The organism is Paenibacillus sp. YN15, assembly GCF_003285005.1.
Taxonomy (GTDB): domain Bacteria; phylum Bacillota; class Bacilli; order Paenibacillales; family NBRC-103111; genus Paenibacillus_AR.
The window spans coordinates 25,324-50,876 of sequence record NZ_QMFA01000022.1 but is presented as its reverse complement, the minus strand read 5'-3'; the positions used below and the strand labels follow the sequence as shown (position 1 = coordinate 50,876).

Annotated in this window: 32 protein-coding genes and 1 pseudogene; 6 read left to right on the top strand and 27 right to left on the bottom strand. The window is 54.5% G+C overall.

The window, feature by feature from the left end; genetic code table 11:
- Window positions 1–91: 91 nt before the first annotated feature.
- Both DQG13_RS17750 and DQG13_RS17745 read left to right on the top strand, forming a co-directional pair.
- Entirely contained in the window at window positions 92–841 is a 750-nt protein-coding gene (locus tag DQG13_RS17750) for a response regulator transcription factor (protein ID WP_113021164.1), read from the top strand.
- A complete protein-coding gene (locus DQG13_RS17745; protein WP_258525733.1) occupies window positions 819–2,357 on the top strand; it encodes a sensor histidine kinase in 1,539 nt (512 codons plus the stop codon). The genes DQG13_RS17750 and DQG13_RS17745 overlap by 23 nt, the downstream gene beginning before the upstream one ends.
- A gap of 91 nt (window positions 2,358–2,448) precedes the next feature.
- Here the strand turns inward: DQG13_RS17745 and DQG13_RS30835 are convergent, their stop codons facing one another.
- Together DQG13_RS30835 and DQG13_RS17740 are read right to left on the bottom strand one after the other, a co-directional pair.
- Window positions 2,449–2,607, bottom strand: coding sequence for a hypothetical protein (locus tag DQG13_RS30835; protein ID WP_181592825.1), 159 nt, complete (start codon window positions 2,605–2,607; stop codon window positions 2,449–2,451).
- 78 nt (window positions 2,608–2,685) lie between these two features.
- A complete protein-coding gene (locus DQG13_RS17740; protein WP_113021122.1) occupies window positions 2,686–3,561 on the bottom strand; it encodes an AraC family transcriptional regulator in 876 nt (291 codons plus the stop codon).
- Window positions 3,562–3,786: 225 nt separating this feature from the next.
- Between DQG13_RS17740 and DQG13_RS17735 the strand changes: the two genes are divergently transcribed.
- Both DQG13_RS17735 and DQG13_RS17730 read left to right on the top strand, forming a co-directional pair.
- Window positions 3,787–4,938, top strand: coding sequence for a Gfo/Idh/MocA family protein (locus DQG13_RS17735; protein WP_113021121.1), 1,152 nt, complete (start codon window positions 3,787–3,789; stop codon window positions 4,936–4,938).
- Between the two features lie 28 nt (window positions 4,939–4,966).
- The gene (locus DQG13_RS17730; RefSeq protein WP_113021120.1) at window positions 4,967–6,043 is read left to right on the top strand and encodes a Gfo/Idh/MocA family protein; all 1,077 of its coding nucleotides are present in this window, start codon (window positions 4,967–4,969) and stop codon (window positions 6,041–6,043) included.
- Window positions 6,044–6,340: 297 nt separating this feature from the next.
- Here the strand turns inward: DQG13_RS17730 and DQG13_RS17725 are convergent, their stop codons facing one another.
- The 24 genes and pseudogenes from DQG13_RS17725 to DQG13_RS17610 form a co-directional block, all read right to left on the bottom strand.
- The gene (locus tag DQG13_RS17725) at window positions 6,341–7,141 is read right to left on the bottom strand and encodes a DUF1906 domain-containing protein (RefSeq protein WP_113021119.1); all 801 of its coding nucleotides are present in this window, start codon (window positions 7,139–7,141) and stop codon (window positions 6,341–6,343) included.
- Window positions 7,141–7,503, bottom strand: coding sequence for a phage holin (locus DQG13_RS17720; protein WP_181592824.1), 363 nt, complete (start codon window positions 7,501–7,503; stop codon window positions 7,141–7,143). Before DQG13_RS17720 ends, DQG13_RS17725 begins: the two co-directional genes overlap by 1 nt.
- Window position 7,504: 1 nt before the next feature.
- Window positions 7,505–7,816, bottom strand: coding sequence for a hypothetical protein (locus tag DQG13_RS17715; RefSeq protein WP_113021117.1), 312 nt, complete (start codon window positions 7,814–7,816; stop codon window positions 7,505–7,507).
- A 482-nt stretch (window positions 7,817–8,298) separates the two neighbouring features.
- Complete coding sequence (locus tag DQG13_RS17705; RefSeq protein WP_113021115.1) at window positions 8,299–8,433, bottom strand: XkdX family protein; 135 nt, start codon at window positions 8,431–8,433, stop codon at window positions 8,299–8,301.
- 2 nt (window positions 8,434–8,435) lie between these two features.
- Window positions 8,436–8,789, bottom strand: coding sequence for a hypothetical protein (locus DQG13_RS17700; RefSeq protein WP_113021114.1), 354 nt, complete (start codon window positions 8,787–8,789; stop codon window positions 8,436–8,438).
- Between the two features lie 12 nt (window positions 8,790–8,801).
- The gene (locus DQG13_RS32030) at window positions 8,802–10,508 is read right to left on the bottom strand and encodes a pyocin knob domain-containing protein (protein ID WP_258525729.1); all 1,707 of its coding nucleotides are present in this window, start codon (window positions 10,506–10,508) and stop codon (window positions 8,802–8,804) included.
- A gap of 5 nt (window positions 10,509–10,513) precedes the next feature.
- A complete protein-coding gene (locus tag DQG13_RS17690) occupies window positions 10,514–11,140 on the bottom strand; it encodes a putative phage tail protein (protein ID WP_113021113.1) in 627 nt (208 codons plus the stop codon).
- Window positions 11,140–11,748, bottom strand: coding sequence for a hyaluronate lyase N-terminal domain-containing protein (locus tag DQG13_RS31520; protein ID WP_181592823.1), 609 nt, complete (start codon window positions 11,746–11,748; stop codon window positions 11,140–11,142). Before DQG13_RS31520 ends, DQG13_RS17690 begins: the two co-directional genes overlap by 1 nt.
- A 14-nt stretch (window positions 11,749–11,762) precedes the next feature.
- Window positions 11,763–12,788, bottom strand: coding sequence for a DUF2793 domain-containing protein (locus DQG13_RS17680; RefSeq protein WP_113021112.1), 1,026 nt, complete (start codon window positions 12,786–12,788; stop codon window positions 11,763–11,765).
- A gap of 3 nt (window positions 12,789–12,791) precedes the next feature.
- Window positions 12,792–13,175: a phosphoglucomutase gene (locus DQG13_RS17675; protein ID WP_258525727.1), complete on the bottom strand. Its 384-nt coding sequence runs from the start codon at window positions 13,173–13,175 to the stop codon at window positions 12,792–12,794.
- Window positions 13,176–13,211: 36 nt separating this feature from the next.
- Window positions 13,212–14,249, bottom strand: coding sequence for a baseplate J/gp47 family protein (locus DQG13_RS17670; RefSeq protein ID WP_113021110.1), 1,038 nt, complete (start codon window positions 14,247–14,249; stop codon window positions 13,212–13,214).
- Complete coding sequence (locus tag DQG13_RS17665) at window positions 14,242–14,646, bottom strand: DUF2634 domain-containing protein (RefSeq protein ID WP_113021109.1); 405 nt, start codon at window positions 14,644–14,646, stop codon at window positions 14,242–14,244. Before DQG13_RS17665 ends, DQG13_RS17670 begins: the two co-directional genes overlap by 8 nt.
- A complete protein-coding gene (locus DQG13_RS17660; RefSeq protein ID WP_309472242.1) occupies window positions 14,643–14,969 on the bottom strand; it encodes a DUF2577 domain-containing protein in 327 nt (108 codons plus the stop codon). Before DQG13_RS17660 ends, DQG13_RS17665 begins: the two co-directional genes overlap by 4 nt.
- A gap of 12 nt (window positions 14,970–14,981) precedes the next feature.
- Entirely contained in the window at window positions 14,982–15,950 is a 969-nt protein-coding gene (locus tag DQG13_RS17655) for an XkdQ/YqbQ family protein (protein ID WP_113021107.1), read from the bottom strand.
- Window positions 15,947–16,648, bottom strand: a complete 702-nt coding sequence (locus DQG13_RS17650) for a LysM peptidoglycan-binding domain-containing protein (protein ID WP_113021106.1) — start codon at window positions 16,646–16,648, stop codon at window positions 15,947–15,949. Before DQG13_RS17650 ends, DQG13_RS17655 begins: the two co-directional genes overlap by 4 nt.
- Window positions 16,645–19,041: a phage tail protein gene (locus tag DQG13_RS17645; RefSeq protein ID WP_113021105.1), complete on the bottom strand. Its 2,397-nt coding sequence runs from the start codon at window positions 19,039–19,041 to the stop codon at window positions 16,645–16,647. Before DQG13_RS17645 ends, DQG13_RS17650 begins: the two co-directional genes overlap by 4 nt.
- A gap of 203 nt (window positions 19,042–19,244) precedes the next feature.
- On the bottom strand, window positions 19,245–19,667 hold the full coding sequence (locus DQG13_RS17640) for a phage tail assembly chaperone (protein ID WP_113021104.1): 423 nt from the start codon (window positions 19,665–19,667) through the stop codon (window positions 19,245–19,247).
- 15 nt (window positions 19,668–19,682) lie between these two features.
- Window positions 19,683–20,153: a phage tail tube protein gene (locus tag DQG13_RS17635; RefSeq protein WP_113021103.1), complete on the bottom strand. Its 471-nt coding sequence runs from the start codon at window positions 20,151–20,153 to the stop codon at window positions 19,683–19,685.
- 20 nt (window positions 20,154–20,173) lie between these two features.
- A complete protein-coding gene (locus tag DQG13_RS17630; RefSeq protein ID WP_113021102.1) occupies window positions 20,174–21,490 on the bottom strand; it encodes a phage tail sheath family protein in 1,317 nt (438 codons plus the stop codon).
- Entirely contained in the window at window positions 21,491–21,676 is a 186-nt protein-coding gene (locus DQG13_RS17625; RefSeq protein WP_113021101.1) for a hypothetical protein, read from the bottom strand.
- Complete coding sequence (locus tag DQG13_RS17620) at window positions 21,673–22,101, bottom strand: phage tail terminator family protein (protein WP_113021100.1); 429 nt, start codon at window positions 22,099–22,101, stop codon at window positions 21,673–21,675. Before DQG13_RS17620 ends, DQG13_RS17625 begins: the two co-directional genes overlap by 4 nt.
- Window positions 22,102–22,198: 97 nt before the next feature.
- Window positions 22,199–22,426: pseudogene (locus tag DQG13_RS32025) on the bottom strand (hypothetical protein); the annotation flags it as partial.
- 32 nt (window positions 22,427–22,458) lie between these two features.
- Window positions 22,459–22,614, bottom strand: a complete 156-nt coding sequence (locus DQG13_RS30825) for a hypothetical protein (RefSeq protein ID WP_181592822.1) — start codon at window positions 22,612–22,614, stop codon at window positions 22,459–22,461.
- Window positions 22,615–22,648: 34 nt separating this feature from the next.
- Complete coding sequence (locus DQG13_RS17610; RefSeq protein WP_113021098.1) at window positions 22,649–23,035, bottom strand: hypothetical protein; 387 nt, start codon at window positions 23,033–23,035, stop codon at window positions 22,649–22,651.
- Window positions 23,036–23,382: 347 nt separating this feature from the next.
- On the opposite strand from DQG13_RS17610, the gene DQG13_RS17605 reads away from it, so the two are divergent.
- Window positions 23,383–23,757, top strand: coding sequence for a helix-turn-helix domain-containing protein (locus tag DQG13_RS17605; protein ID WP_113021097.1), 375 nt, complete (start codon window positions 23,383–23,385; stop codon window positions 23,755–23,757).
- Between the two features lie 10 nt (window positions 23,758–23,767).
- Window positions 23,768–24,241 (top strand): ImmA/IrrE family metallo-endopeptidase, encoded by a 474-nt coding sequence (locus DQG13_RS17600; RefSeq protein WP_113021096.1) that lies wholly within the window; start codon window positions 23,768–23,770, stop codon window positions 24,239–24,241.
- On the opposite strand, the gene DQG13_RS17595 is transcribed toward DQG13_RS17600, so the two are convergent.
- Window positions 24,195–25,535 carry an anaerobic sulfatase maturase gene (locus DQG13_RS17595; RefSeq protein ID WP_113021095.1) on the bottom strand — a complete coding sequence of 447 codons (1,341 nt, stop codon included), beginning with the start codon at window positions 25,533–25,535 and terminating at the stop codon, window positions 24,195–24,197. The two genes, DQG13_RS17600 and DQG13_RS17595, sit on opposite strands and share 47 nt — an antisense overlap.
- Window positions 25,536–25,553: the final 18 nt, after the last annotated feature.

Here is a 25,553-nt window from a genome sequence, read left to right as displayed (position 1 = left end):
ATTGGTGAATTTGTGGAAAAACAATGGCAGAGCGTTTGCCCGCCCCCCGGCTTGTTATAATGGAACCAACCTGCAAAACGGGAGTTGTGATATGAACCGTCCTTTTTTCATCGCTGTTGTGGATGACGATCCCCATATCCGGGAGCTGGTGGAGGCCTGCCTGGCCAAGGAGCAATACCGGACTGCCGGACTGGCTTCGGCGGAGGAGGCTATTGAGCTGTGGCGCAACGACCCGCCGGACCTGTGGGTGCTGGATATTATGCTGCCGGGTATGGACGGCTACGCCTTCTGCCAATTGATCCGCCGGGAAGCGGAGGTGCCCATCATTATGATTTCCGCCCGGGACCATGAGGTGGACAAGGTGCTGGGCCTGGAGCTGGGCAGCGACGATTATTTGACCAAACCCTTCAGTCTCCGGGAGCTCACCGCCCGCATCAAGCGGCTGCTGCACCGTTGGTACCAGGCGCGGGAGAGCGGCGCCGCTTTGCTGCAAGTTCCGGTCCCCTCCGCCTCAGCCCGCCGTTTTGTCTGGGGGGCCCTTCAAGTGCTGCCGGAGGAACGCAGAGTGCTGTGGAATCACCAGGAAGTGGACTTGACCATGAAGGAATTTGAGCTTCTGCAGGTATTCACGCTGCATCCCAACCGGGCTTTTACCCGGGAGGAGCTGCTGTCTTTGGTCTGGGGCGAGGACTATTTCGGCAGTGACCGGGCCGTGGACCATCTGATTAAACGGGTGCGCAAAAAAATGGCGGAGCTGCCCATTGAAGCCGTCTGGGGCCACGGGTACAGACTCCGCGTGAACGAGGGGGCCGAGCAGCTTGAAGCTGGTATACCAGATTAATATTGCCTTTGCCGTATCGCTGATTCTGGTGCTGTCCGTGACCGGAGCCGTTATCCATTTTGTGCTGATGGATCATTTTATCGGGGCCCAGAAGGAGGATCTGAAAAATATGGGGGCCGCTATGACGGCCAGACTGGGAGTAGCTGCCGTGTCCGGAACTGTAGAAGTTCGCGCAGGGGAGGAGACAGGCGGCGAGAATCCGGAAGCTCCCTTCCTTGTCGAAGGAGGCTCCGATGTACCTTCCGTTGGCCAAGCGGAGCCTTCCGCTTCCCCTCTTCCCGCCGCTGACCTTGGGGCCGCAGATCATCTGCTGTCTTTCTCGGCCTTTACGGTTGCCGGCAATGATACCACTGCCAGCGGCGTGCCTATGAGCATCAGCATTCCTTACTCTGAGGTAAGAGCCATTCTAACCGACCGGGAGGGCAAGGTGGTCACAGCCAACTGGGAGGAAGCCGCTGCGCCCTTGACCACCATCGCAACCTCGCCTTCCACCTCGATTCCGCCGGTAAATCTGGAGAAAATCTGGAACGGCACCGATACGGCCTACGTTTCCCGGGTGGAGGCTCTGCCCACGGGGACCCTGACCCTACTGACGCCGGTAAGCCGGATCAAAGCCATTGAGCAGGAGCTGCTTCGCCGGCTTTTGATCATTTTTGCCGCAGGCGGAGTGACGATGGCGGGGCTTAGTCTCGTTTTTACCCGGAAGCTGATCCGCCCTCTTATGCTGCTGAAGCAGGAATTGGAGAAAATTAAGGAGCGGCATTTCGCCCAGGTGCGGCCGGTGGGGGGCAGCGGGGAAATTGGCGCCGTGTCCAAGGCCGTTTATGAAATGGCCGGAGAGCTGAACCGGTTTATCCGGGTGCAAAAGGAGTTTTTCCAGAATGCCTCCCACGAATTGAAGACGCCTCTTATGTCCATTTCCGGGTATGCCGAGGGAATCCGGGAGGGAATTTTTGAGGGGGCGCAGGTAGAACGGGGGCTGGACATCATTGTCAGCGAATGCGCTCGGGTGAAAAAGCTGGTGATGGAGATGACCCTCCTGGCCAAGCTGGACAGCGCGGAGGACATTTTTCGGGTAGCTCCTGTTTCGCTGGCGGAGCTGGTTCAGGAGGTAGTGGAACGGATCAATCCCATGCTGGCCGCCAAAGGGCTGTCCGTCCGCGTAGCGCTGCCGGAGGAGGGGGCTCCTGTTATCCGGGCTGATGGGGAGAAGCTGCTCCAAGCGCTTCTGAACGTGGCCGCCAATGCGGTGCGTTACGCCCAAACAGGCATTTTGATCCGGGTATCCATGGTGCAGGGAGAGGTGCGGCTGTCGGTGTCCGATGACGGCTGCGGATTCCCGGAGGAGCTGCTGCCAGTGCTGTTCCACCGGTTTGTGAAGGGCAAGGATGGGGAATCCGGGCTGGGGCTGGCTATCTCCCGGGCGATTGTGGAGGGCTGCGGGGGTGCGATCACAGCAGGCAACCGGCCGGAAGGAGGGGCGGTCATCTCCATGACTCTGCCTGCCGCCGCGTAGCCATTAACAAGCAAAAAGCGGGGCAAACATGCGCCAATTGCACATGTCGCCCCGCTGCTGTACAGGCTGCAAGATCCGACCTCTATAGAAGCTAGAACATTGGGAACACATACCGGACCAGGAAGTAAAGAATCCCGAAGAAAATAATCAGATACGCCGCGTACTTGATAAAGGTGGACATCACTTCGCTGCTGTCCGTCTTTTTTTCAATGCGCGTTTCCTTGATTTCGCGGTCATTTACGGGCTCCATGGCCATCCGCCTCCTCTTGTTGGGATAGGCTTTTTTACCCGCTTGGGAGAAGATCAAACAAACGCGGACGATCCGGTATTACCGGCCGATCCATTTTTTGCGGTATTGGTAGGGGGTTGTCCCCATATGGGTTTTGAACAATCTGCAAAAATATGACCCGTTCATCAGCCCGATTTCCTCCGCAATCAAAGAAACCGGCTTGTGGGTTGTGGTCAGCAGTTGAACCGCCTGGTGAATCCTGCGGGTTGCAATGTAATCGGAAATGGTGATTCCGGTGGCGGCCTTAAACAAGTGGGCGATATGGTACGGAGACAGATGGAGAGCCTGGGCCATCTCCTCCAGACTGTATGGCGCCGTATAGTTAGCCTCGATCCAGCTTAAAATATGCTCCACCTGATGATTTTTCCGCCTGCTTTCCATATCCGTGTCCATTAGCTTCCGGTTGTCCCATAATTGCTTCAGCTTGCGGAACAGAATCACCAGAAACAATGAGATTTCCTCCGTACGGTCTTTTTCCGGAAGAACAGGCAGCCGCTTCTGCATACTGACGAACAATTGCTCCAGATCATCCCCGTCCTCCACCCCGTAGATGCACGGAAAGGGAAGCTTCCCCAAATGGATAAACTGAAAAAAGCTGTGCAAAACCGGCCATTTCTGAAAATAGCTCTCGAACATCGTCGGCTCAAAGATGATTAGCGAACGTTCAAAGGACTGATGATCCGAATAATCCAGGGTCAAGTGATGCAGCTGGAAGGGCTGGAACATGCAGAACATCCCCGGCTTGATGGGATAGCTGTTGTTGTTGACGATCATGGTTCCCTTCCCCTGGTGAATCCACAGAAGCTCTATGCCCAAATGGGAATGGAAGGTTTCCTTATGCTCATAATTGACACTTTTGCGCTTATAGGCAAACTGCACAGTCTCCCCGCTATAGTTGCCCACTACATACGGCATCCGCATTTCCTCCCCGGGCTTCATCCTAAGCGTTTGTGGAGCAAAACGCCAATTCGCAAGCCGTCGTATCCGGCTATTTATACTATAACACAGGCAGGATGAATGACCGCAATCTGGTGTTATTTTTCCCGCCATTCCGAATCACAATTTGCCTCCGGCTTCCGGTATCCTTAAGTTAATCCAGCCGATGGCTTGGACTTTAGTTTTTCAGGGAGGTTCATCAAAATGATCAAGGTTGCGGTGATCGGGACTGGAGCTATCTCCTCCAGCCATATCGAAGGTTATTTGCAGTTCCCGGACCGGTGCAAAATTGTGGCCCTCTGCGATCTGTATCCGGAAAAAGCCGAAGCGGCAAACCGGAAGTATGGACTCGGGGCCAAAGTCGTAAGGGATTACAAGGAACTGCTTCATGACGGAATAGATCTGGTATCCGTTTGTACGCCTCCTTATGTTCACGCGCCTATTTCCATCGATTTTCTCCATGCAGGCAGTCATGTTCTGGTGGAAAAGCCCATGGCCGCTTCCCTTGCGGAATGCGATGAAATGAACGAAGCGGTGAAGCGCACCGGAAAGCTTCTGTCGGTGGTTGCCCAGAACCGGTTCCGCAATCCCATTATGAAGCTGAAGCAGATCATCGACAGCGGGCTGGCCGGCAGGCTGCTGCATGCCCAGGTGAACTCCTCCTGGTGGCGGGGCCATTGCTATTATGACCTGTGGTGGCGGGGCACCTGGGAAAAGGAGGGCGGCGGCTGTACGCTTAATCATGCGGTTCACCATATCGATGCGTTGCTATGGATGATGGGGCCGCCGGTTCAGGTTCAGGCTTACATGAGCAATGTCGCCCATGACAACGCCGAGGTGGAGGATCTGTCCATGGCCATGCTTCGTTATGCCGACGGCGCGTTGGGCCAGATTACCAGCTCGGTGGTTCATCACGGCGAGGAGCAGCAGTTTGTCTTTCAGGGGCTTGATGCCCGCATCTCCGCTCCGTGGAAGGTATTTGCCTCCACCTCCTTGCCCAACGGATTTCCCCGGGAGAATCAGGAGCTGATGGCAAAAATCCAGCAGGCTTACGATGCCCTGCCCGATCTTCCCTACGAGGGCCACACCGCCCAGATCGACAACGTGTTATGCGCCATTGAAACGGGCTCGCCCCTTCTCATTGACGGAGACAGCGGCCGCAGAACCCTGGATTTGATCATGGGCATCTACAAATCCGCCAGTACCGGGGAAAACGTGCAGCTTCCCCTGCAGCAGGACGATCCTTTTTATACCCAGGAAGGTGTAAGAAAGCAAGTCCCCTATTTTTATCAAAAGAGCGCATCCGTCGAAAACTTCGCTGACTCCAGCATTACGACGGGAAGCGGCTACAAATAATTATCATCCGATCAGGAGGAACTCCATTATGCAAAAGAGTGACGGTATGAATTACGCCCCCAAAGGAAAGCCCAATCCGGTGGTTAAGCCGTGGGAATTTGTGATCGCGGCGGTTGCGTTGGATCACGGCCACATTTATGGAATGGTCAACGGTTTGCTGGAAGCAGGCGCGACCTTGAAATGGGTATATGACCCCAACCCGGCCAAGGCGGAGGCCTTCGCCAAGACCTATCCGCAGGTGCGGATCGCCGCGACGGAGGAAGAGGTTTTGGCCGATCCGGAGGTGCAGTTGGTTGCAGGCGCCGCCATCACGTCGGAACGCGGGCCCCTTGGCTTGCGGGTGATGGATGCGGGCAAGGATTATTTTACGGACAAGGCTCCGTTTACCACCCTGGAGCAGCTGGAAGCCGCCCGGACCAAGGTTCGGGAAACCGGCCGGAAATATATGGTCTACTATAGCGAACGGCTCCACGTGGAATCGGCGGTTTACGCCGGTCAGCTCATTGAGCAGGGCGCCATCGGACGGGTGATTCAGGTTACCGGCTTCGGTCCCCACCGGCTGAATGCCGCCTCGCGGCCGGAATGGTTTTTCAAGAAGGAGCAGTATGGCGGCATTCTCTGCGATATCGGCAGTCATCAGGTGGAGCAGTTCCTGTTCTACGCAGGCTGCAAAAGCGCCCAGGTCCTGCACAGCAAGGTGGCCAATTACAATGCTCCGGATTACCCCGAGCTGGAGGACTTCGGCGACGCTACTCTGTTGGGAGACAACGGCGCCACCCAATATTTCCGGGTGGACTGGCTCACCCCGGATGGTCTGGGCACCTGGGGAGACGGCCGTACCCTGATCCTGGGCACAGAAGGCTACATCGAGCTCCGCAAATATATCGACATCGCCCGGGACAAATCCAGCAACCATGTGTATCTGGTCAACGGGCAGGGCGAGTATCATTTCCATGTGGACGGCCAGGTGGGCTATCCGTTCTTCGGCGAGCTGATCCTGGACTGCCTGCACCGCACCGAAAACGCCATGACCCAGGAGCACGCCTTTATGGCGGCGGAATTGTGCCTGAAGGCGCAGGCGCAAGCTGTGCAGATTGAGGGGTAAGGATATGTATGAAAGCCGCATGACGCTGGGTCATGCGGCTTTTTTGTTGTTTTGGATGTTATCTGGCGCCCCCGTTCATCCCTGCGGACTGACGTTCCGTTATTCCGTGAAAAACGGGGATTTTTCCAATCATACGGACCGTAGATCCGTTATGAGACGCAAAACAGCGGGTTAAAGCACATTCGGAGGTGAATAGCAGATTGTCAGTCCGCGAAATTCGGAAATAGGGCGAAAATGGGAAAATAACGGATCGTCAGTCCTTTTGAGCCGAATCACCAGCATCAACCATAGGCCTGTCTATTCCGCCTGCAGACCGGAGGCTGCTCTGAGTTCGTTGGCCAGATGATGCTGCCAATCCCGCAGCTCCTTCCACGCTTCCGCATCCTTAGTGCGCCCCTCCTGCTCCGCCTTGATGCGTTCCGTTTCACATTCGGCCCAGTGCTTCTTCAAAAAGCTGTCGATGATGTTGGCCGCTACTTCCTTACTCAGCTGCGGCGCAGCCGGTTTGATCGCCATGCCCACTCGCCACCCTCCCGCATCCCCGTTGGACTCGCAGCGGTCAATGCCGATGCCGTTGACGGTGATGTCATTTTCATATTGGTAGATGCTGTTATGCGGAAAAACCTGCCCGCGGCTCCAGGCGTAGGTTTGCATCAGTTTGGACGTTACCCCTCGCTCATACATGGCCCGGCAAACGGCATAAGAGCCGTATACGCCCAACTGGTATCCGTCAATCTCCGCATCAAAAGCCCGCATGTATGCCTCGATGCGGTCATAGTCCGCCGGCGGGGCATCGTAGTCTACCGCAGCATAGATGGCGCTGCCCTCTGGCTGGCCAACCTGCTTGGCGTGGGTGAGTGCTTGCCTGCCGTCCGTCGCTCCCGCGGCGGCGCCTTCCCTGGAACGGTTGGCGGTGCGTTCGTACAGCGAAACGATGTACAACCCCGCGGCGGAAATATCCCTAGCCTCGGCGGCGGATAGCGCCTTCCAGCTGGAGGGGATATCCAGGTACCTGCCGACAAAAAGAAAACCCTGGGCGGCAAACAGCCGGGCTTTCTCCGCGGTTACCCGGGTGGCGGTGTCGAAGCCTTTTGCCATCAGGCCGCACCTCTGTTCTTGCTGTCCAGTTCAGCCCAAGCTTTTTGGACAGCGGCAGTCACATCCTCTGCGGACAGGCCAATCTTGTTCAGGCGCAGCCGGTCCAGTACATACCGCACCGCTTCTGTGAGCTTCTGTTGCCCGTCTTCGCTGGCGTATTGATGCTCCACCCAGGCATATGCCTCGCCGGCCAGCTTATGCAAGAGCTCCCGCTGGGCCGCACTGGTCCTGGCGCTGAGCCAGGCCTCGAGTTTGGCGCGAAGCCTGGCGATCAGGGCCAGAATGAGCATGGCCAGCAAGCCGATAACGGCTGTGGCGATAGCTTCCAAATAAGGCTGTGCGAGTTCGATAATAGTTGTCATCCTAATCCTCCCTTTCTCTGGTTGCATCCAGTCGGTCCAGGCGTTTATGGGCTTGCTTGCTGCTCTCCTCCAGGCGTGTGACTCGCTCGGAAAGCACGTCAATTCGCTGCCCTTGGGATCGTTGCTCAAGCCGGATATCATCCACGCCGCGCTTGATATAATCCATGTCGGAACGAAGTTTAGCATCACTTCCGGCTTGCTGGACCGTATCTTGCTTGGTGCTGCGGGCGCGGCCCATCCACCCCAGCATAACTCCGCTGGCTACGCCAATCATGCCGATCAGCGTAGCAAACGTCCCCCAATTGATTTGCATGCATGTCTCCTCTCCTCCCGCTGGCTCGCAGGTTGCTGATATGAAGTTTTGGAGTCAGGCGTTTGGCCTCCCTTTGTCGCACCGCACATTCACCAGCAGCCGTATCTTGGTCAAAGGAACGGTATCCTTTACCCCGGTAATGGTGACAAAGTTATACGGTAAATGTGTGTTATTATATCCCTCGGGAAAACCATGAGTTGCCCCGTAGGCTATTCCGTGCTCCGGATCTAGCCGCGCCTTTAAGATTCCCGTAGTCATGATCATGTGCCCTCACTGTCGCCTGAGCAACTGCTACACTACTGTCCCCGGCGAGGACGGCTATATTCAACTGCATTTGCAACTGATCCGCCCGCCTGCCCAAGGCATTCCACTCTGTTGCGGGGGCATCTACATCGACCTGCACCTTTTGAGAATCTTCCGTGATACTTTGAAAGTCCTCCCGGATTTCTTTCCCGACGGCAAATTCGCGTATCGGTTGATCATTACTCCGCACTTTCTCCCAGAATCTCCGCTGCCTGTACCGCCGTAATCTTTCCCGCGGTGACAAACACCCGCACCTGTTCCGCCGTGTACCACCCGGCGTCATAGTGATGCTTGACCAATGCGTACCAATCCATGCTTACAGCACCCCCTTGTCTACCAAAGCAAAGAGCAGGTCCGCGTTGGCCTGCTCCATTTGGTCAAATCGTATTTGGTTTTGGGCCAGTTCCAGGGCCATACCGGCGTTCTCCGCTTCCAATTGAGTTATGCGCTCCGCAGCTGTGGGGCCGGGATCAGGGGCGGTGGGCAAGGCTTCATAAGTAATTTCATGCGTCTCCGGATTGATCTTCACCCGTTGATTGGCGGGGATATTTTCTAATTCCGGCGGCAACTCCTCTACGAAGAAATGGGGAAGCTGGACATCATCATCCTCGGTTAAGTAAGCATTCGTGCCGATCAAATACCCAGCCTGATCATAGATAATAGCGATCATGTATTCGTCACCTCACACAATGTCGTAGTAGATACGGAAATTTTTAAAAGCCGATGATCCCCCGGGGGAAGCATTGTTCATGGTCCAAGCAAAAAAGTAAACGGGTACTCCAGCATGAACACTTATTGTTGCTGCAAAAGAGTCATACGTCCCACTGTAGGTAGTTCCTTGGTAAATAACAGCCATGGCAGAACTACCCGCTCCCCCGATCTTTGTTCCGATTGGTGTACGGGTGTCAAAGAAGGGGAGATTCCCCCCTGGTGCATATACAAAATAACTTACTCCATCATTACTGGATCCGAACGGCACTCTGGCTTCAGTGGGCATGTACACCCTCAGCCCTGCCGGATAGTTAATCGTGTTATCTTCCCCATCCCGGTAATTGTGACCTCTGGCTTCAAAAGTAACATTGATTTCTCCGGTAAATCGGGGAATAAACTTATATATCAATGTCCCAAAGGCCGTATTATAGTTCGTGACCATATTAGTATATTCAGTAAGATTTTGGTCTCGAATCGTGTTACTCGCTACATACGTGGCTCCTCCCACAAGTTTCCACTCCCCCCATGTTCCGTTTACCTTCGTTCTTACGTACTGTACTTCATCATAATATGACCATCCAATTTGTTTGCCCCAAAATGGGTCATGGCCAATATGAATAACATAATTCCAGTCCAATGCTGATGGCGCGTTGGCTGCATTATTACCGCGATAAAAGCCCGCCTTGTCTATAGCATTGAAGTCAGATACTAGAGTTGTAGCTGATCCATCAGGACCATACACAATTCGGCTGGAGTCTACGCCATCCAGCGTATCTGCATCCAATCCACTGCCTGCTCCGTCATTATCGGCTGTCCAAAAAAGTGCACCAGCGCCATTCCGTACAGTGCCGTCATCATATAGCCTAACAGTAGCATTGCCTACTTGATTCCACACATAGGCATGGTCAGCATCTTTGCCTATCCTTACATAACCGCCATTTTGGTTAATTGCTAACTGTCCCGTCATCGGCTCACTGCCATCTTTTGGGAGGGCATTGTTCGCTCGCGTCTGCACCGCATTAGCCGTACTCTGTGCCGTGGCTGCAGCCGTCACTCCCGCACTACCCCGATCATAAGCATCCTTTACGGCCTTTGGCGTAGCCGCTAGCGCTTCGGAGGTGCTATTGGTAACACTGGAGAGTTGCACTTTGCCTTTAACGGTAAGGGAGGCGTCCGGAATAGTAGCCCCCGATACAGCCGTATCCACATATCCCTTATTGGCGATATCCCCCGCTGCCAAAGGACCAGACACCTGCGCCCGGCCGTTGGCATCCCGTTTCATCAGGGTGCTGGCTGTACCCGCATTAGTTGCTGCATCCAAAATAGTCTTAATTGCCGCAATGGTCATACCCGGCAAGGTCCGCCATGTGGCTCCCCCCGTAATCGCCTTGATCATGTTGGCCAGCCAACCGAACAGAGTGGTTGGTGCGCCACTGTCGCCTGTAGGTGCGGCGGCATCACTCACCGTGCGGCTGCCAATCACCGTATCCGTGGCAGCCCCTGCCGCCAAGCCGCTGCTCCCAATCTTCGGGCCGTCTCCCGCAGCCCCCGTGTGACCATGGCCAGAGGATGTCCCGAATTTTCCGTCCAGCACATCGCTGTTGCTGTTCAGATCCTCGATGTTGACAACATCCTCGGCGCCCGGTTTTTTCAAACCTAAATTATTGGTTGTCTGCACGTATTTCACTCTCCTCCATAAGTCTTCAGCTGATTCCAGGTCATGGACTTTGCCATCTCCCAGGTCAACCGATAATTCTTCAACGTTTCCCATATAACATAGCGGTACTCAAAGGAGTACGACACATGGGCCGGCTTTATCTGGTTCAGCAGCTTCATAAACTCTGCCAGGTTCGGCGGAATGCCCAAAAAGCCGATGAACCGGATGACAAACCGGTACTCGGCTGGAAACTCCAGCACCTCCACTTCGCCGCCGGAAAAGGCAGCAGCCGTATCCATCAGCATCTGTCTGGTAACCGTTCCGGTGCCCCGAAGCTTGGCCAAAATCTGCTTGCGCCGCCGCTCTGCCGGTTTGCTCGCGTCCACATTCAGAGCCAGCTCCTGCTCCCAACGGCCAAGCCCCCATGTGGCGGAGCTGACAAAATACTGATCCAATACATCGTTTAATCCGTAACGCAGCGCCCCGATCTCTCCAGCTGCCGCCCCTTGCAATACCGCCATAGTCCCGCCGGGCACCCGATAGTATTCCGGCAGATACCGGAGGAGATCCGGAACATAGGGTTCGGTCCCTCCCTGATCTTCAGCGTCCATGCTATAACCCAATACCCCATATTGCGAGCTTCCATAAGCCATTACGCATCACCCCGCAATTGACCCCAGGTAAGCGGCCCCTTTGGCATAACGGTATCAATATCGGCTATTCGTCTCCATGGCAGCCACGTATCCGAATTAAAAAGGGCGTAACGGTAACGTAAAGGGCTATCCTGGTTATAAGGATACAAATATTGCACGGCTGCCATATTGGAGTAGCCTTTTACTGTCATGACAGTGCAGTATTGGACTCCGTCAAAACGGTTTGCAGGACTGTTGCTGAAAAAAACTGTCAGCCCTCGGTCATAGGTGGACGGCAATGCGTCCGCCTGCTTCCAGTTATCGCTCTTCACACTCAAGACGTCATGGGTATGTGCCGATGGAGCAAACGTCCCCGGTTTCCCCGTCACCCCGGCCCACGGAACTGCATCCGCTGTCTCTGCCGCATCCACCTTCCCGTTGTTGTTGGTATCGTAGATGCCCTTCAGCATGTCGCCCGTGCTCTGTGCTGCGACCAGCAGCACATTTCCGGCAGCGGTGCCGATATAGAGCTTGCTGGTATCCGTACAGTAGCCAAGCTCCCCTGCGGCCAACGTACCGATAGAGGACTCCGCGCCGCGCCGGACTTGAATCAATACTTTTCTGGCCATGCCTCCTCCCCCTTTTAGAAAGTCCCTCCGTCAATGACGGCGACCATCAGCCGGTTTCCATTGGCCGTATCATAGACAATGCTATCGGCATCAATGCTCACCTCAATGCCGGCGCTATTCACCACAATCCCTTTGCCTGGCTTTGCGGAAACCGTATCTGCCGCCACCTCAATCCCATTCCCAGCCCCTACGTGCAGCGCCACCGTATCCGCCTGGCCGCCTCCGGTGAGACCATTGCCTGCTGTCACGGTTTGAAGTGTGCCGCCGCTGCGGGCCCATATGGTGCCGTTCCAGGTATATTGTTTGGCCTCGTCATCCACGATGCAGGTCATGCCCACAGTAGGGGCAACAAATGACCATACTGATCCGGACCACTCTGCAATCTGCCCAGCTTTGCCCGCCCACGCCCCAGTAGGGGAAGCCGCCACAATATACCGGTCTCCGGCTGCGGGCGACGCAGGCGGAGATGCCAGATTCTGATCCTTGACGCTGTCCTGGTACTCCTGTCCCGCCCGGGCCAGATTCAGCTCATTCCGGATTTTCTGGGCGCTCCACAAATCCGTGTTGCCTACCCCGCTGTCATTAATTACGCGGTGCTTGGCGGCATCATCCAGATGTGTTTTAATTTCCGCGGCCGTTTTGGTATTGGTGCCGTCAGACACCTTATTCACGTGTCCACCCGTCACATCAGCCTTCAACACTTTTCCATACGTGCTGCCGTCCGCCACATTGTCCAGAGTACCTGTTAAATCGCTAAGCCCAATGGCATTCATCCTGGCCCACTGGGTACCGTCGTCCAGATACAAGTACCCGTTGTTGGCACCGCCGCCTGTAACATAGTAATACCGGCCTGCCACAGCAGCGCTGGGCCGGGAAGCGTAAGGCCCCATCATGACGCGCCCGACAAACAGATTCGCCGTCCCGTCACCGATATACACTTCCTTGGTATCCGTGCAAAATCCCATTTCTCCGGCCAAAAGAGCTCCTCTGGCTATCAGTTCCGCCTTGGTGCCCCGCCGGACTTTAATCGTCTGAGCCATGTATCATTCCCCCTCATAAAATGATCCGCCATCCACAATCCCTTCGGCCATGTACCGGTCCAGCTCCGCCTGTGTGGCCATCACGGCTTCCTGCAGCGCGTTCACATCATCGGCCTCCACTTGATCCCCCGGTGTTTCGTAGCTCACATAAACTACCGGAGCCTCCGCAAAAATGCGAATACGCCTTTGCCAAGGCATCTCCGCAGGAGTGGACAACGTCCAGGACGTAATTTCCAGACCGGTAAGCTTCGGACCCGTAAACACCTTTACCGTGCTGTTTACTGCATTGTCATGGGCCAGCAAGCCTTCATATGCACCATCCGCCAGTTGAACCTGCTCGTCGATGACATACACGCCGCCGTCCTGCTTTTTATTGAGCTTTGCCACAAAAACATCCTTTTGTTCGGGATACACCATCCTGTCCTACACCCCCAGCTCCACAGAGCCTGCCACAGGCACCTGGTTATCCGCCAGCACTACATTGGCCGTGCCGCCGTTTACGGACAGTGCCGTATAATCCAGCACACCGTCGGTGCCCAGAAGCAGCGTGCCGATCTTGGCATAGCTCACATAGGTCGCGGCAAAAGCTACTCCGCGCAAATAATCCGCCAGCGCTGTGTGGAAAGCATCCTGCACCGCCTGCAGGGTGTAGCCTGTGGCCAGCACGATGGTGGCAGCCACATTGACGCTTAGGCCTGTGGCAGATACCACCGTCACCGCCACACAAACCGGGCGGACCGTTTCGATGTAGTCCGCCGCCGCTTCCACCAACGCGGGTGAAGCCGGTTCCCGATCCGTATCCACAATGCTGACCTTAACCGTGCCGGGTCCGTTCCATTGCTCCGTTACCTTGGCTGCGCCCACTCCTGTAACAGAAGTGGCCCATTGGATATAGTGGGAGGCGTTACCGCTGGTGGCGGGCTGCCTGACCTTTTGCAGGATACGCTCCCGCAGTTGCTCATCCTTCTCCCGGTCCTCTCCGGCCAGCAGCACGTCCGTCAATTCGGCTCTGGCCAACCCGGCGACATAGCTGATGGGCAAAAGCTTACCCAAAGCCCGGTTCCCCCCCTCACCGGGAGCCTCGCATTCCAGAGCAAACTGCCCCGCCGAAATCCGGCTTGTCACCACAAAAGTCAGGGAATCGCAGGAATACCTGCTTCCCAGCGGCACATCAAAGGCCTTGCCTGCTGCATCCCAAAACAATCCCTTCCGCTGCGCTTTGGAGGCTTGCTTCCTCTCCACCCCAACCTCGGAGCCCCGCCGGTCCAAATATTCGCCGCTGGACGTATCCCCCAAGCCCAACCGCAAGGCCTCATCCAGGGAAATATAGGCCTGAGCAAGCTCTGCCGCCGCCGGAGCCAAGGCATCATGGATGATGCTGCCCTCCCGCTTATCCTCTGTATCCGGCACCTGGGCCAGCATTCTGGTCAAAATCGCCGAATAAGTCTGATGCTCATACACTCACACTCACCTCCTGCTCGAATGTTCCGGCCGATGTTTCCACCGTGAACCGAACCGTCATTGTGTCTCCCGCATGTTCAAATTGGAAGTCCCGGACGGCCTGAACCCGGGAGTCCTGCAACAACGCCTCGGCAATCCTTCGGTGCAGCTCGGACTGGGCATAAGCGGGGCTCTGTCCCGTCAGATTCCGCAGCTCCACGCCATAGTCGAAGCTGTAGGCCATGTACTCATACCGCTCCGTCTGCAAAATTTTATAAACCGCCTGTTTGACAGCCTCCAAACCGTCAATCTTCCCGGCAATACGCCCGGTCTTCCCATCCAGCCGCCAGGTTCTGGAGGGCTGCTCTGCGATTCTGCCCGGCAATGCGGCAGTCAGTTGTCCACCAGATGGAATCATAACACCGCCACCTTATCCAAAATGAGAAACTGCTGCCCGCCCTGCACCCGCAGCAGAATCACCTTATCCCCCGCCTGCAGGCCCGGACGAATCACCACCGGATCATTCAAGCCTGACCCAGTAGAGCCGTGGGTATGGCTCAGGTCCAATTCCAGCCTGATTAACGATTCCGGCAGAATCAAAAAATCCGCATCCAGGGTAAAACGCTGGTCCACGTTTACCTGCAGCGGATTGCCGGATACAACCTCTCCAAACATGACAGCCGCGGGTTTGCCAGCTTCCATCCCGGTTAACGCCGCTTGCCGTATAGCATTCAACATCATGCCTCACCTGCCTTAAATGACTTTTAACGTTAGCGACATAGTATGGTCATCGCCCTCAAAGCTGTGCTTCGCCTCATCCACCAGCATCGGCAGGTTCAGACCCAGAGAATCGATCACCACGGGAACATACACACCGGCGCGGACCCGGATATCCCCAACCGCATTCAGCTTCAAGGATTTGCTCTCCCGGTTTTTCAACTGGGCCAACTGATCCAGCATCTCCTGGATCTGGGCCTCGTTCTTCTTCTCGTCCACACTTTGGTACAGCTGGAGCACACCCCATTTGGCAATATTGGCGCTGTCCTCCACCATGTGAACCTCCCGCCTGCCGGTATCCTTATTCTCCTTGTACAGCTTGATCCGGTTATAGGTGTCCGAATCAATATCCGCGGAATAATCGTAGCCGGTCATCAGGCTGCCGTCGCCGATATAGAAATCCATCTTGAGATTATCTACCAGCCGCACAGATAGCCCCCCATAATCATCCAAAAACACATAATGGCGCTGTGTAGAAATCAGCGTCAGTGTAAGAGCCTTTTCAATGATGTCCAGCAGGGTTTGCCCGTCCTCCACCATGGATTCGATCTTAAACCCCGTGTCCTCCAACGTTCCCGTCTTTAATTGGAAATCGGCAGCCAGTTGGGTAATAATCTCCGTGGCCGTTTGACCCTTGAAGATATAGTAGGCCTTGGACAACAGGTAACGGACCTGGTCATATGCCTTTACCGATACCTCTCCGTCAGGGTTATGCCCAATAGAGAATACATACCCGTAAAAAATACCTGCACCGTCCTTAAGGACCCGGACAATATCTCCGTTGCGGATGGCAAAGCTGTCGGATTGGTAGAACCCATTCCTCAGCAGGGAAAACTCAATGCTGGCCGGACGGCCCGTCCGGGTGGTGGACCAGGACAGGCCGGAGACGATCTCCGAAAGATCCCACATGTTCCCGTCCTTGTTATCCAGTTGAATGGTAATCATGTAACAACCCCCTCCGGCCCCTTCAGCAAAAATTCATTAGGCAGCTTCAGGATTTGACCGGGGAAGAGATTTTGGGCATCGGCATCGCTCAGGCCATTATGCTCCTTGATCTTCGCATGGTAGTCCGGAGTACCGTATACCCTTTGGCTGATGTCGGACAGCGATTCCTTCTCCTCCTTGACCACATAAAACGGCTGGAAGCTCCGGTAATCCGCTCTGGGCGGCTCACTTTGCTGAACCTGACCATCCACCACAACAGCGCGCCGGGCCGCATAGAACCGGTATTCCTTCAGCCCCAGACTGATCTGGATATCCCCGTTCTCCCCCGCAGTTTCGGACCAATCGAAGCTCTCAATGGAAGCAGGCGTATTGATCTGCAGGCTGGGGCCGGTGTAGACAAACCGGATGGGATGCCGGGTTTGCCGCCATTTCTCGATAAGCTCCACGTAATACCTCGGCTCATAGTAATAGCGGGCAGTAATGAAGGGATACCGATTTTCGACAGCCGGCAAAATGGTCTCAAAGGAATACTCCGCCAGCCCGGGAGATTTGATCACATTAATCTGGCCAAGGCCATACACCTCGTAACCGGAGCCTTCTCCCTTGCCGCTAACCTCGATTTTGCCGGGCAGAATCGGAAACTCAAAAACCTCCTCCTGATTGTTAAACGACAGCCATAAACCATATGCGGAGGTCATGTGCCATACACCCCCTGGGCGCTGCTCACGATCTGCTCCGTAAGCACCTGCTCGATGCGGGCCACAATGGTGTTAATATCGGATTCCTGACGAACATCCCCCGTCTGAACATTCACACTGGGCGTCATCTGTACAAAATTCTGGATATTCTTCATCTCCGCCAGCTCCCGCATCGTCGCCAGATCCTCACCGCTAACCTCGACCGTGTCGTTGATGGAGCCGATTTCATTCACCTTTTTGATGTTATCAATGGGCGGGATGGCACCGTCGTATTTGGAATCCATCTTGAAGGGGTTTTTCATGGAGCTTAATCCGTCCATAAGCGCCTCCCCTTTATCAAAGCCTTTGTCAAACGCATCTCCAAGATTTTCAAACTGCATTTTTTCGTTTGATAGATCAACTACATTCTTGTTTGAAGTGGGCTTTAATTGTTCCAGCCATTCATCCATTTCCACTTCGGGAATCAATGGAACTTTGATACCGATTTTTTCTGCAGCCTTGAGTAAGGAATTTAATTTGCTCACAATTCCATTAATAACACTGCCAAAAAGACCAGCGGCATTTTGAGCTAAATCATAAAGCAGTTTTTTTATCGCATACAGAGGGTCTTTAAAAACATTCATAAGAAACTCTTTTAGAGAAATAAGGATATTCCAAAAATAAACAATGCTATTTTTTATATAAGCAAAGAATGTATAAAACACGCCTGTAATAAAGCCAACAATCTGGCCTGCAGATACTCCCATTTTCTGAAGGATAAAAAGTAAAAGAGCAACAGCGCCAATAATAAGAAAAATAGGCAAATTGGCCATAAGCCATGCTCCGGCTTGTGTTAATATGGGAGGAATCATTGCGAATAGAGGAGGAAGCACGTTCCATAAAGCAACAATCAGCCCACTGGCGATTAGCCCCGTTATAAGCGGAATATTAGCAGCCAGAAAGTCAAGTACGCCCATCAACCCCTCTGCTAGCCAAGTGACCAAAGTAACAATGATATAAAGCCCTTTGCCAAAGAGAGTAAAAAATGGCGTGAATTTGCCGGAATCAAAGGCCTCCGTAATCATAGTAATTAAGGGACCAAACGCCTCCAATCCCATTTGACCGACCAAGCCCAAGTTGAACTTGAAGCTGTTTACGGCCTTCTCCCACTGGGTTGCTGGCGATTTCATCATATCCTCGAATGCCTGTTCCGTCATATTCCGCTTATTCAGCAGTTCATCCATCCCTTTGATAAATCCGTTAATGTCTCCCGCCTTGCCTGCTTTGAGGGCAGCGCTTGCTTCCACGGATGATTCTCCCATGCCGAAATCGCTAACCATGGAGGAGGATTCGCCTTTAAAAAGGTCCATCATGGAAGAAGCGGCACCTTCCAAGCCTTTTTCGGGATTCATCTGCGCTAACCGCATAGCCAGCTTATTCAGTTCGGTCAGCTTGCTTGGGTCCAATGTGGTCTCGGTAAAGGTCATGACACTGGATAAGGCAGCATCTGGATTTTGTCCATATTGTAGAGCCTGTTTGGCAACCTGATCATAAATGGCGCCTCCCAGTTGAGCATTTCCGGAACGGGCAACAAAAGCCCCCTTTATTTTCTGCTGCTTCATGGCAGTGCCCATGGTTAAGGATAAAGCCTTTTTGACGTTATCCATATCTTTAAATTCAGGAAATTTAAGCTTATTGGTGCTGTTTTTTTTCCATGAATCCTTAAGTCTATTTCCGAAGTTTTTAAACTTAGTAGATACAGAGTTAAATAATTCCTTTGGCTTCAATTTACTAAATGCAGTTTCCATTGATTCCTTAATCTTTGTAGCTGCGGATTCAAATATTCCCTTAGGATTTAACTTATTGAATGCTTTTTTCAAATGACCCAAAATCTTCGACTGCAAATCGGTAGCTTTTGATGTCTCCAGCAATAATGGTGCCTCTATTGGTCCTGGAAGTAATGGTATCTCTATTGGTCCCGGAAGTAATAGTTGCTGTGATGCCTCCAACAACGGCTGCCCCTCTACAACCCCATGGACAATGACCCGAGAGTATACATCTTGCTGGTTCTCTTCTCCGAACCGTCCAAACCAGAATGGCTGATCGGAAATGATAAAATGAACGAATACAAAAATGGTGTACACTTCAGGAATAAACGGAATAACCAAACTGCAAATTATTGTGAGCCTTAAAAGCATCTGTGGAACTTTAAGCTTTGTCAACTCACCGGTCATTTTAAGCTTTAGAAATTCCCCCGGTACTTCGAGCTTCGTTAGCTCACCGGCCATCTCAAGCTTCGTAATCCGGTTGAGGGCTTTCGTGACCTCATCAAACCGCTTCGTCAGCTTATCAAACATCTTTAATGCCGAGGTTGTGGTATTCAGGACATTCACCGCCTTTCCGTAGAAAATCAAAGACACTCCCCTTACGAGAGTGTCTTTGGGTTATTTTCTCTTCATCCGCGCCGCTTCCTTCTTCTCCTGCTTGACGCGGATGTCGATCATGGCGTAGATGGCAGCGCGCTCCCGCCGGGACATGGCCATAAGCTCATGGGGCAGGATGCGCAGCTTGTGGAGGGCATAATAGGCGTAGTTGGTTTCGCCGTCGCCCTCCTCGATCAGTTTTTTACTTCTTCCACCAATTCGTTCAAGTCGGTGTCAAAACCGTTCAGCTCCTGGACCTTCTGCACGAGATTGGCGTATTCCCCGGGGAGCAGCATCTTGTGCAGCAGGGCTTCTGCGCCCATCACCCCATAGGATTTTTGCAGCTCGGCATTCTTCAGATCCGGGAAGGTGACGCTGGCGGTGACCAGCTTGGCCAGATATTCAGCGGAGTCCGTCTCCATGGAATATTGCCCGTTTCTCCCCTTCACCCGGCGGGTGGCGGCCTTGCGGATGGATTCATTCTCCTCCTCCGTCATGCTTCTAACCACCCAGGGAATGGGCTTGCCGCCTTTGTTCAAAAAGCGGGGGGATACGATAATTTCTTCCGTTACGGAAGCGGCCACGTTCTGGGCATAAAATGCGCTCAAATCACTCATTCCACATTTCCCCCCTTAATTCCCGCCTGTAATCGGCTGGAACAATTCCTGAACCTCATAATCGTTGAAGGTGAAGGGCATTTCCTCTTCCATCATGTCATCGCTGCTGGCGTCGAATTGGGCGGCGCTGATGCTGTCCAGATTGCAGCCCTTCAGGACCGTGGTTTGGCTGCCGGCGCTGGAATCGGGCTGTTGGTTGACCACCATCAGATCGAACCAGAAATCCTTGCCGGTCTTGACATATTCCCGCATAAGCTGGCGGAACTTGCTGGTCACATAGTAGACGGTGAGGGTGCCGGAGCCGGACCAGCCGGCGGAGCGTTTGGGGGTGTTGGTTTTGCCCAACACAGGCACGTCCACCTTATTTTTTTCAATGGTGGCCTCCAGGCTTTTGGCGTAGAACAATTCCTCCCGCACACCGTCAATGGTGATGTAGGCTTTTGCTTGTTTGCCACTGATGGCGTCGGTTTCCTTAAAATAAGCCATTTTGTCTCATTCCTTTCAGATTAGGATACGGTAATGGTGAGGTAAAGCTTTTCCATGCTGTCCACCGGCTGCACATACAGCTCGGATACTACGGAGTCCAGATCGGCGCCCTCGCTGATGGTCAGATCCTTTTGAGCGTCGAAGTTTTGGATGGCCTCAATACCCTGCAGAGTTTCCAGGTAGGTGGAGTATTCGTTCTTCAGCAAATTGCGGCCGTCGGCATTGTTGCTGATCTTCCCGGTGTAAAAGTCGGCAAAAATTTGCCGGAAGTCGTTGTTGATGCCGTCCAGCACACGGAGCACGCGGTTTTTGGCGAAGGCTTTGCCCTTGTCCGGGCTAAAGCTATGCAGGGTGTTAATATCCTGCTCCACCACAGCCTTGCCGCCGGAGCCGGTGAACAGCAGCTCTCCCGCTTGCAGGGCCGCAATGATCTGGCTGTTGGTGTACTTGGGGGTTACATCCACGGCATCATCATAAGCGGCATAGGTCAGGGACTGGTTCATTTGCGCCCCTGCCGTTGCGCCGGCCACCCATGCCACCACCTGGGCTGCCGTCAATACAGTGCCATCAGTCAAAATGATGCCGTTTTTGACGGAAATAACACCCTCATAGTCGGCGGCCGGGTAATTTTCCACAACCACCTGAATCTTCTTGCCTTCGTCCTCGCGCAGACGCTTGGCGAAGGAAACGAATACCGCCTTGGTGGCCGCATCCGTCACCGGCAGGCCGATGGTGTTGACCTCCAGCACCTCAATGGCGCCAAGATAGTCCAGATACTCCTGGGCAGTCGCCGAGCCGTTGGCTCCGCCAACCAGAGGTGCGCCGGCTGTGGCCTCCAGTGCGCCTGTGCCTGCCCATACCACCCAATCGTTGGGCTGGAGCGCGCCGATGTCGGCTACGGTCTGCTTGTCCATCTCCACTCCTGCCAAAAGGGTGGTGACATCAAACAGGGCCGCATTGTCCACATTCACCGCAATGCGTACAGTAAGATCATTGCCCCGGACACCGCCATACTTGGCGGTAGCGGTCAGGTTGCCGCTTGTCACCGAAGCCTTGGTGCCGGTATTAAGCCGGTACAGCAGCAGGGTTTTGGCCCGCTTCAGGGCTTCCCTTACCAGCAGCAGGGCGGGGTCCGAGATGGGATAACCCAGCTTGACGCTGACATCCTCACCGGCTTCTACGGTCACAACCTGCTTGGCAGGACCCCAGGACAAAATCAGGGGCAGGCTGACAATGCCGCGGTCTCCGGCAGCCCCCAGTGCTTGGGCCGCGCTTTTAATATTGATATAGGCGCCGGGGCGCACCTTGTTTTGGGTCGTCCATGTTCCTCCAGCCATCTATTCCACTCTCCTCTTGGCATATTTCTCGATTTCGGTTCTGGCTTGCGCCAGCGTATATTCCTGCCCCTCGGCCAGAATGGCCTGCAGCACATCCTTCTCCAGGGCAGTGAAGCTCTTCGACGACAAAATCTGCTCCTTGCCAAACGTCAATACCGCGTTGGGAGCCTTTGCTTCCTTGCTCATTTGATCCCCTCCACATGGTCCAGCGTCTGCATGGCCGGGTCATCCGGCGCTTGCGCAGCCACCACAAATTGATACGTTACATAAAACAGCAGCGCACCCTCGGCAATTTCAAAACGCATGTCCCGCCCTGTCAGCGGTTTTCCCGCCAAGCTCACCTGCTGCAGCTCCACGGTCAACCGGTCGGCCATGGTGTACATGTCTTCGTTGGGCAGGGCGCCGCTTGGATCGTACCGGACGACAACGGAATTTTCGCGCCGGAACCGGCGCCCCATTTCCTGCGTATGGGTTCCTTCCGGCAATCGGACATACAAGCGCGGTAGGCTCTGCGCCTCTCCCGGCTCCTCCCCGTACACCGGAAGCTCCGGGAATACGGTCTGGAGAGCGTCCATCACAGCGTTGCGCACATCCAGAAATGTAGCCTGCATCCTCATCACTTCCTGCCATCTGGTTCAAGCTGCGTTCCGCCTTCAGGGCGGAGTCCTTCTCCGCTTCCTGTTCTGCGGCCCGCAGCGGCGGAATGCGGTTGTCCGCTTCCAGCGCTTCTAGCCTCCGCCGCAGCAGCCGGTTGTCCGTTTGCAGTTCTTCAAGCTGTTGCATCAGCGCATTGCGGCTTCTGGAGAGATTGTCCAGGCCTGTTTTCAGTTGTTTTTTCGCTTGCGCCAGCTTGTTGTACTGCATCTTCGGCACAAAATGGTGCGGCAGCTCTTTGCTCGCCTTGCCGACCACCGCATCCGCCTGGGCATCGTTCATGCCCTGCTCTTGCAATAATGCTTGAAGCCATTTCATAACCGCTTCAGCCTCCATAGATGGTTATAGCTGCTCTCCAGCTCAAGGGAGCGGGCCGTGATGCTCCGGCCAACGAGCGTGGAGCTTAGAGCGGAATAGCCGCCTTCCAAAGCCTCCTGCCATTTTAATTCATATCTTCTAATCTCTGGCATGATACTACTATACCACCGATTTTTTTCCCATGGACTACAACATGCACTTGTGTTGGGCCACCTCGTACAAAAACCGTCTGCGCCAACGCCGGTAGGTCTCCGGGCTGGCATCCATGGGGCAGGTTTCATCCATGGTGATGGCCATCACTCCCTTCCGGTACTCCGGCGGAATGGCCGCCAGCGCCTGCTCGATGGCGTCGCAGCGCTGCTGCAGCGCCTCCCGGCGCATAGCCTTTTGCACCGTGGAGTCGCTGATTCCCGAACCCCGGGGCATCCCGTCGGGCGCTCCGGGAGAAGCATGGAGAATGTCCCGCATCTCCTCCTTCAGCCGGTTGTAATCCCGCACCGCATACAAGCATTGCATATACACATTATGGGGCAGCTGGTAGGGGTTCTTTTTCTTGGGCTGGTAGTTTCGCATAACGGCTTTCTCCTTTATTCAAGAATGATATTCCATGCTTCATGCGGTTTCATATATGAAACCTAAATCACAAAAAAATGTGCCTTTGCAGGCGAATGCCTTATGCTGCGGGAATGTATTGCACAATCCACATTTTTGATGACTTGTCCAACGACATTTTTGCTCAAACGCTGTTTCTTTTTAGAAACCATACTCCCATTTTACGCCCAGAAAGTTTCATTGTCAATAACATTTTCGGGTTTATTGTTGCTAATTTGAAACCTATACGGTATAGTTTTTTATATGGAGGCCGGTGTGCGGATTATCCGCGGCACTGCTGCCGGAGGATGAAAGAGTGAGGGATCGCCATGAAAACAACGGGGAAAATCATCAGGGAGTTGCGTCAGGGACGGGGACTTTCGCAGGAGGAGCTGGCGGAGGGGTTGAATCATCGTTTTGGCTCCAGCGTCAATAAGGGAATGGTCTCCAAATGGGAAAACGACATCAGCGAGCCCCGCCTGGATGCCGTGCGGCAGTTATCCGAGTTTTTTCATGTGTCGCTGGATTATCTGATCGGTTCCCTGGGGCAGCCGCCCTCTCCGAACCAGCAGCCCGACATCTCCGAGGACCAGATCCTGACCATTGCCGCGCACCAAGTGGGCCATGAGGGACCGCTCACCCCCGAGCAGATGGACAAAATCAAACTTGCCATGCGGATTGCCCTGGCCAAGGAAGAGAAGTGACGAGGGGTTCATGGCGGCATATGACTCTTTAAAGAAGGAATCTCCCGTCTATATCGACGACCAGTCCGAGCTGCCTGACGGCATCAAGGGGCTTTATATTGAAACCGACCATACCCGGATGATCCTCCTGAACAAAACCCTGCCGCTGCAGACGGAAAAACGCTGTGTGCTGGCTGAAGAATTAGGCCACTATTACACTACCTTCGGCAATATTACCGACCAGACGGATGTGCGAAACCGCAAGCACGAGAAACGTGCGCGGAATTGGGCCTACGAAAAGCTGATTACGATGGACAAGCTGGTGGAGGCCTCCCGCCTGGGCATCCGCAACCGGTACGAGCTGGCAGAGTATTTAGAGGTTACGGAGCCCTTTCTGGAGGAAGCTCTTTTGCATTTCAAGGAAAAATATGGGCTTTACGCCACTTTCGAGAATTTCATCATTTATTTTGAACCCTTGGGCGTATTGGAGCGGTTTGAGTCCTAGAGGAAGGGACCTGTGCGCGCTCCAGCTCCTCCCCGGCAATTGCCGGCAGGCAGCAGGCCTTGAACTTTCTGCCGCTGCCGCAGAAGCACGGATCGTTGCGGCCGGGGAGCTTCAGCCCCGTCTGCGCATACTCCCGTGCCCGCTGCTTGCGCCACTGGAGGGCCAATTGCTCCATCTGCGGGAAGGAGTGGCGGTAGAAGGCCTTGTAGCTGGCGCAGAAATAATCCGGATGCGGCACGCCCCGCCCCTCCGGGTCCGCCCGCTCCCACCGCCGGTTCCGGGGGCAGCCCCCATAGCAGAAGCGTAGAAACTCGCAGCTTTTGCAGGCATCCGGCAGCTCCGGCTTCATCGCGGCAAAGCTCCGGTATACCGGACTTGCCAAAAGCTCCTCCAGCGTATGGGTGCCCACATTGCCCAGCTTATAATCCTCATGAATGTAAAAATCACAGGGATACGCGTCCCCATTGGGCTCAAGCACCAGCGTCCTGCCGCAGGAGGCGTTGTGGGTGCACATCTCTGCCGGCCGCCCCAGATGGACGCTTAGTGTATTATCCATAAACCGTTCGGAGATTACCGGCTGGCCGCCGTTATACCACAGATCGAAAACCTGGCACAGAAACTGTCCGTACTGCTTCGGCGTGATCAGGAAAGAAGGGGGCTTATCCGCCTGCTGGGCCCGGAAATCCATCCCCGGAATAAACTGCACATAGACAAAACCATGCTCCCGGTAGAAGCCCATCAGTTCCTTGGCCTTGTCCACATTGCCCTCATGGATCACCGTCAGAATGTTGAAATCCACCTGCTCCCGCCGCAGATGGGCGATGCCCTGCATCACCCGGTCGTAGCTGCCCGCTCCCGAGGCATACGTCCGCCGGGCGTCATGAATCTCCTTGGGCCCATCCAAGCTGACTCCCACCAGGAAGTTATAGCGCTTGAAAAACTTCGCCCATTCCGGCGTAATCAGAGTGGCGTTGGTCTGCAGCGAATTGCTGATAACCGTACCGGGGGGAGCGTATTGGGCCTGGAGGGATACGACTTCCCGGAAGAAGTCAAGTCCGGCCAGAAGCGGCTCTCCTCCCTGCCAGGCAAAGACGGCCCGGCCGTTGGACCGGGCCATATATTGGCGGATAAATTCCTCCAGCAGAGCCGAATCAATCCGCTTCACAGCTCCCGGCTTGCCGCCGCAGGTGCTGTAATAACAATAGTCGCAGGCGAGATTGCAGGCCTCCGAAACCGTCTTCCACATCACTCCGATATCCTTGGTATGAAGCTCGGCCGAGCAGCTGCCAGCCATCCCGTCGCCCTCCTTTTG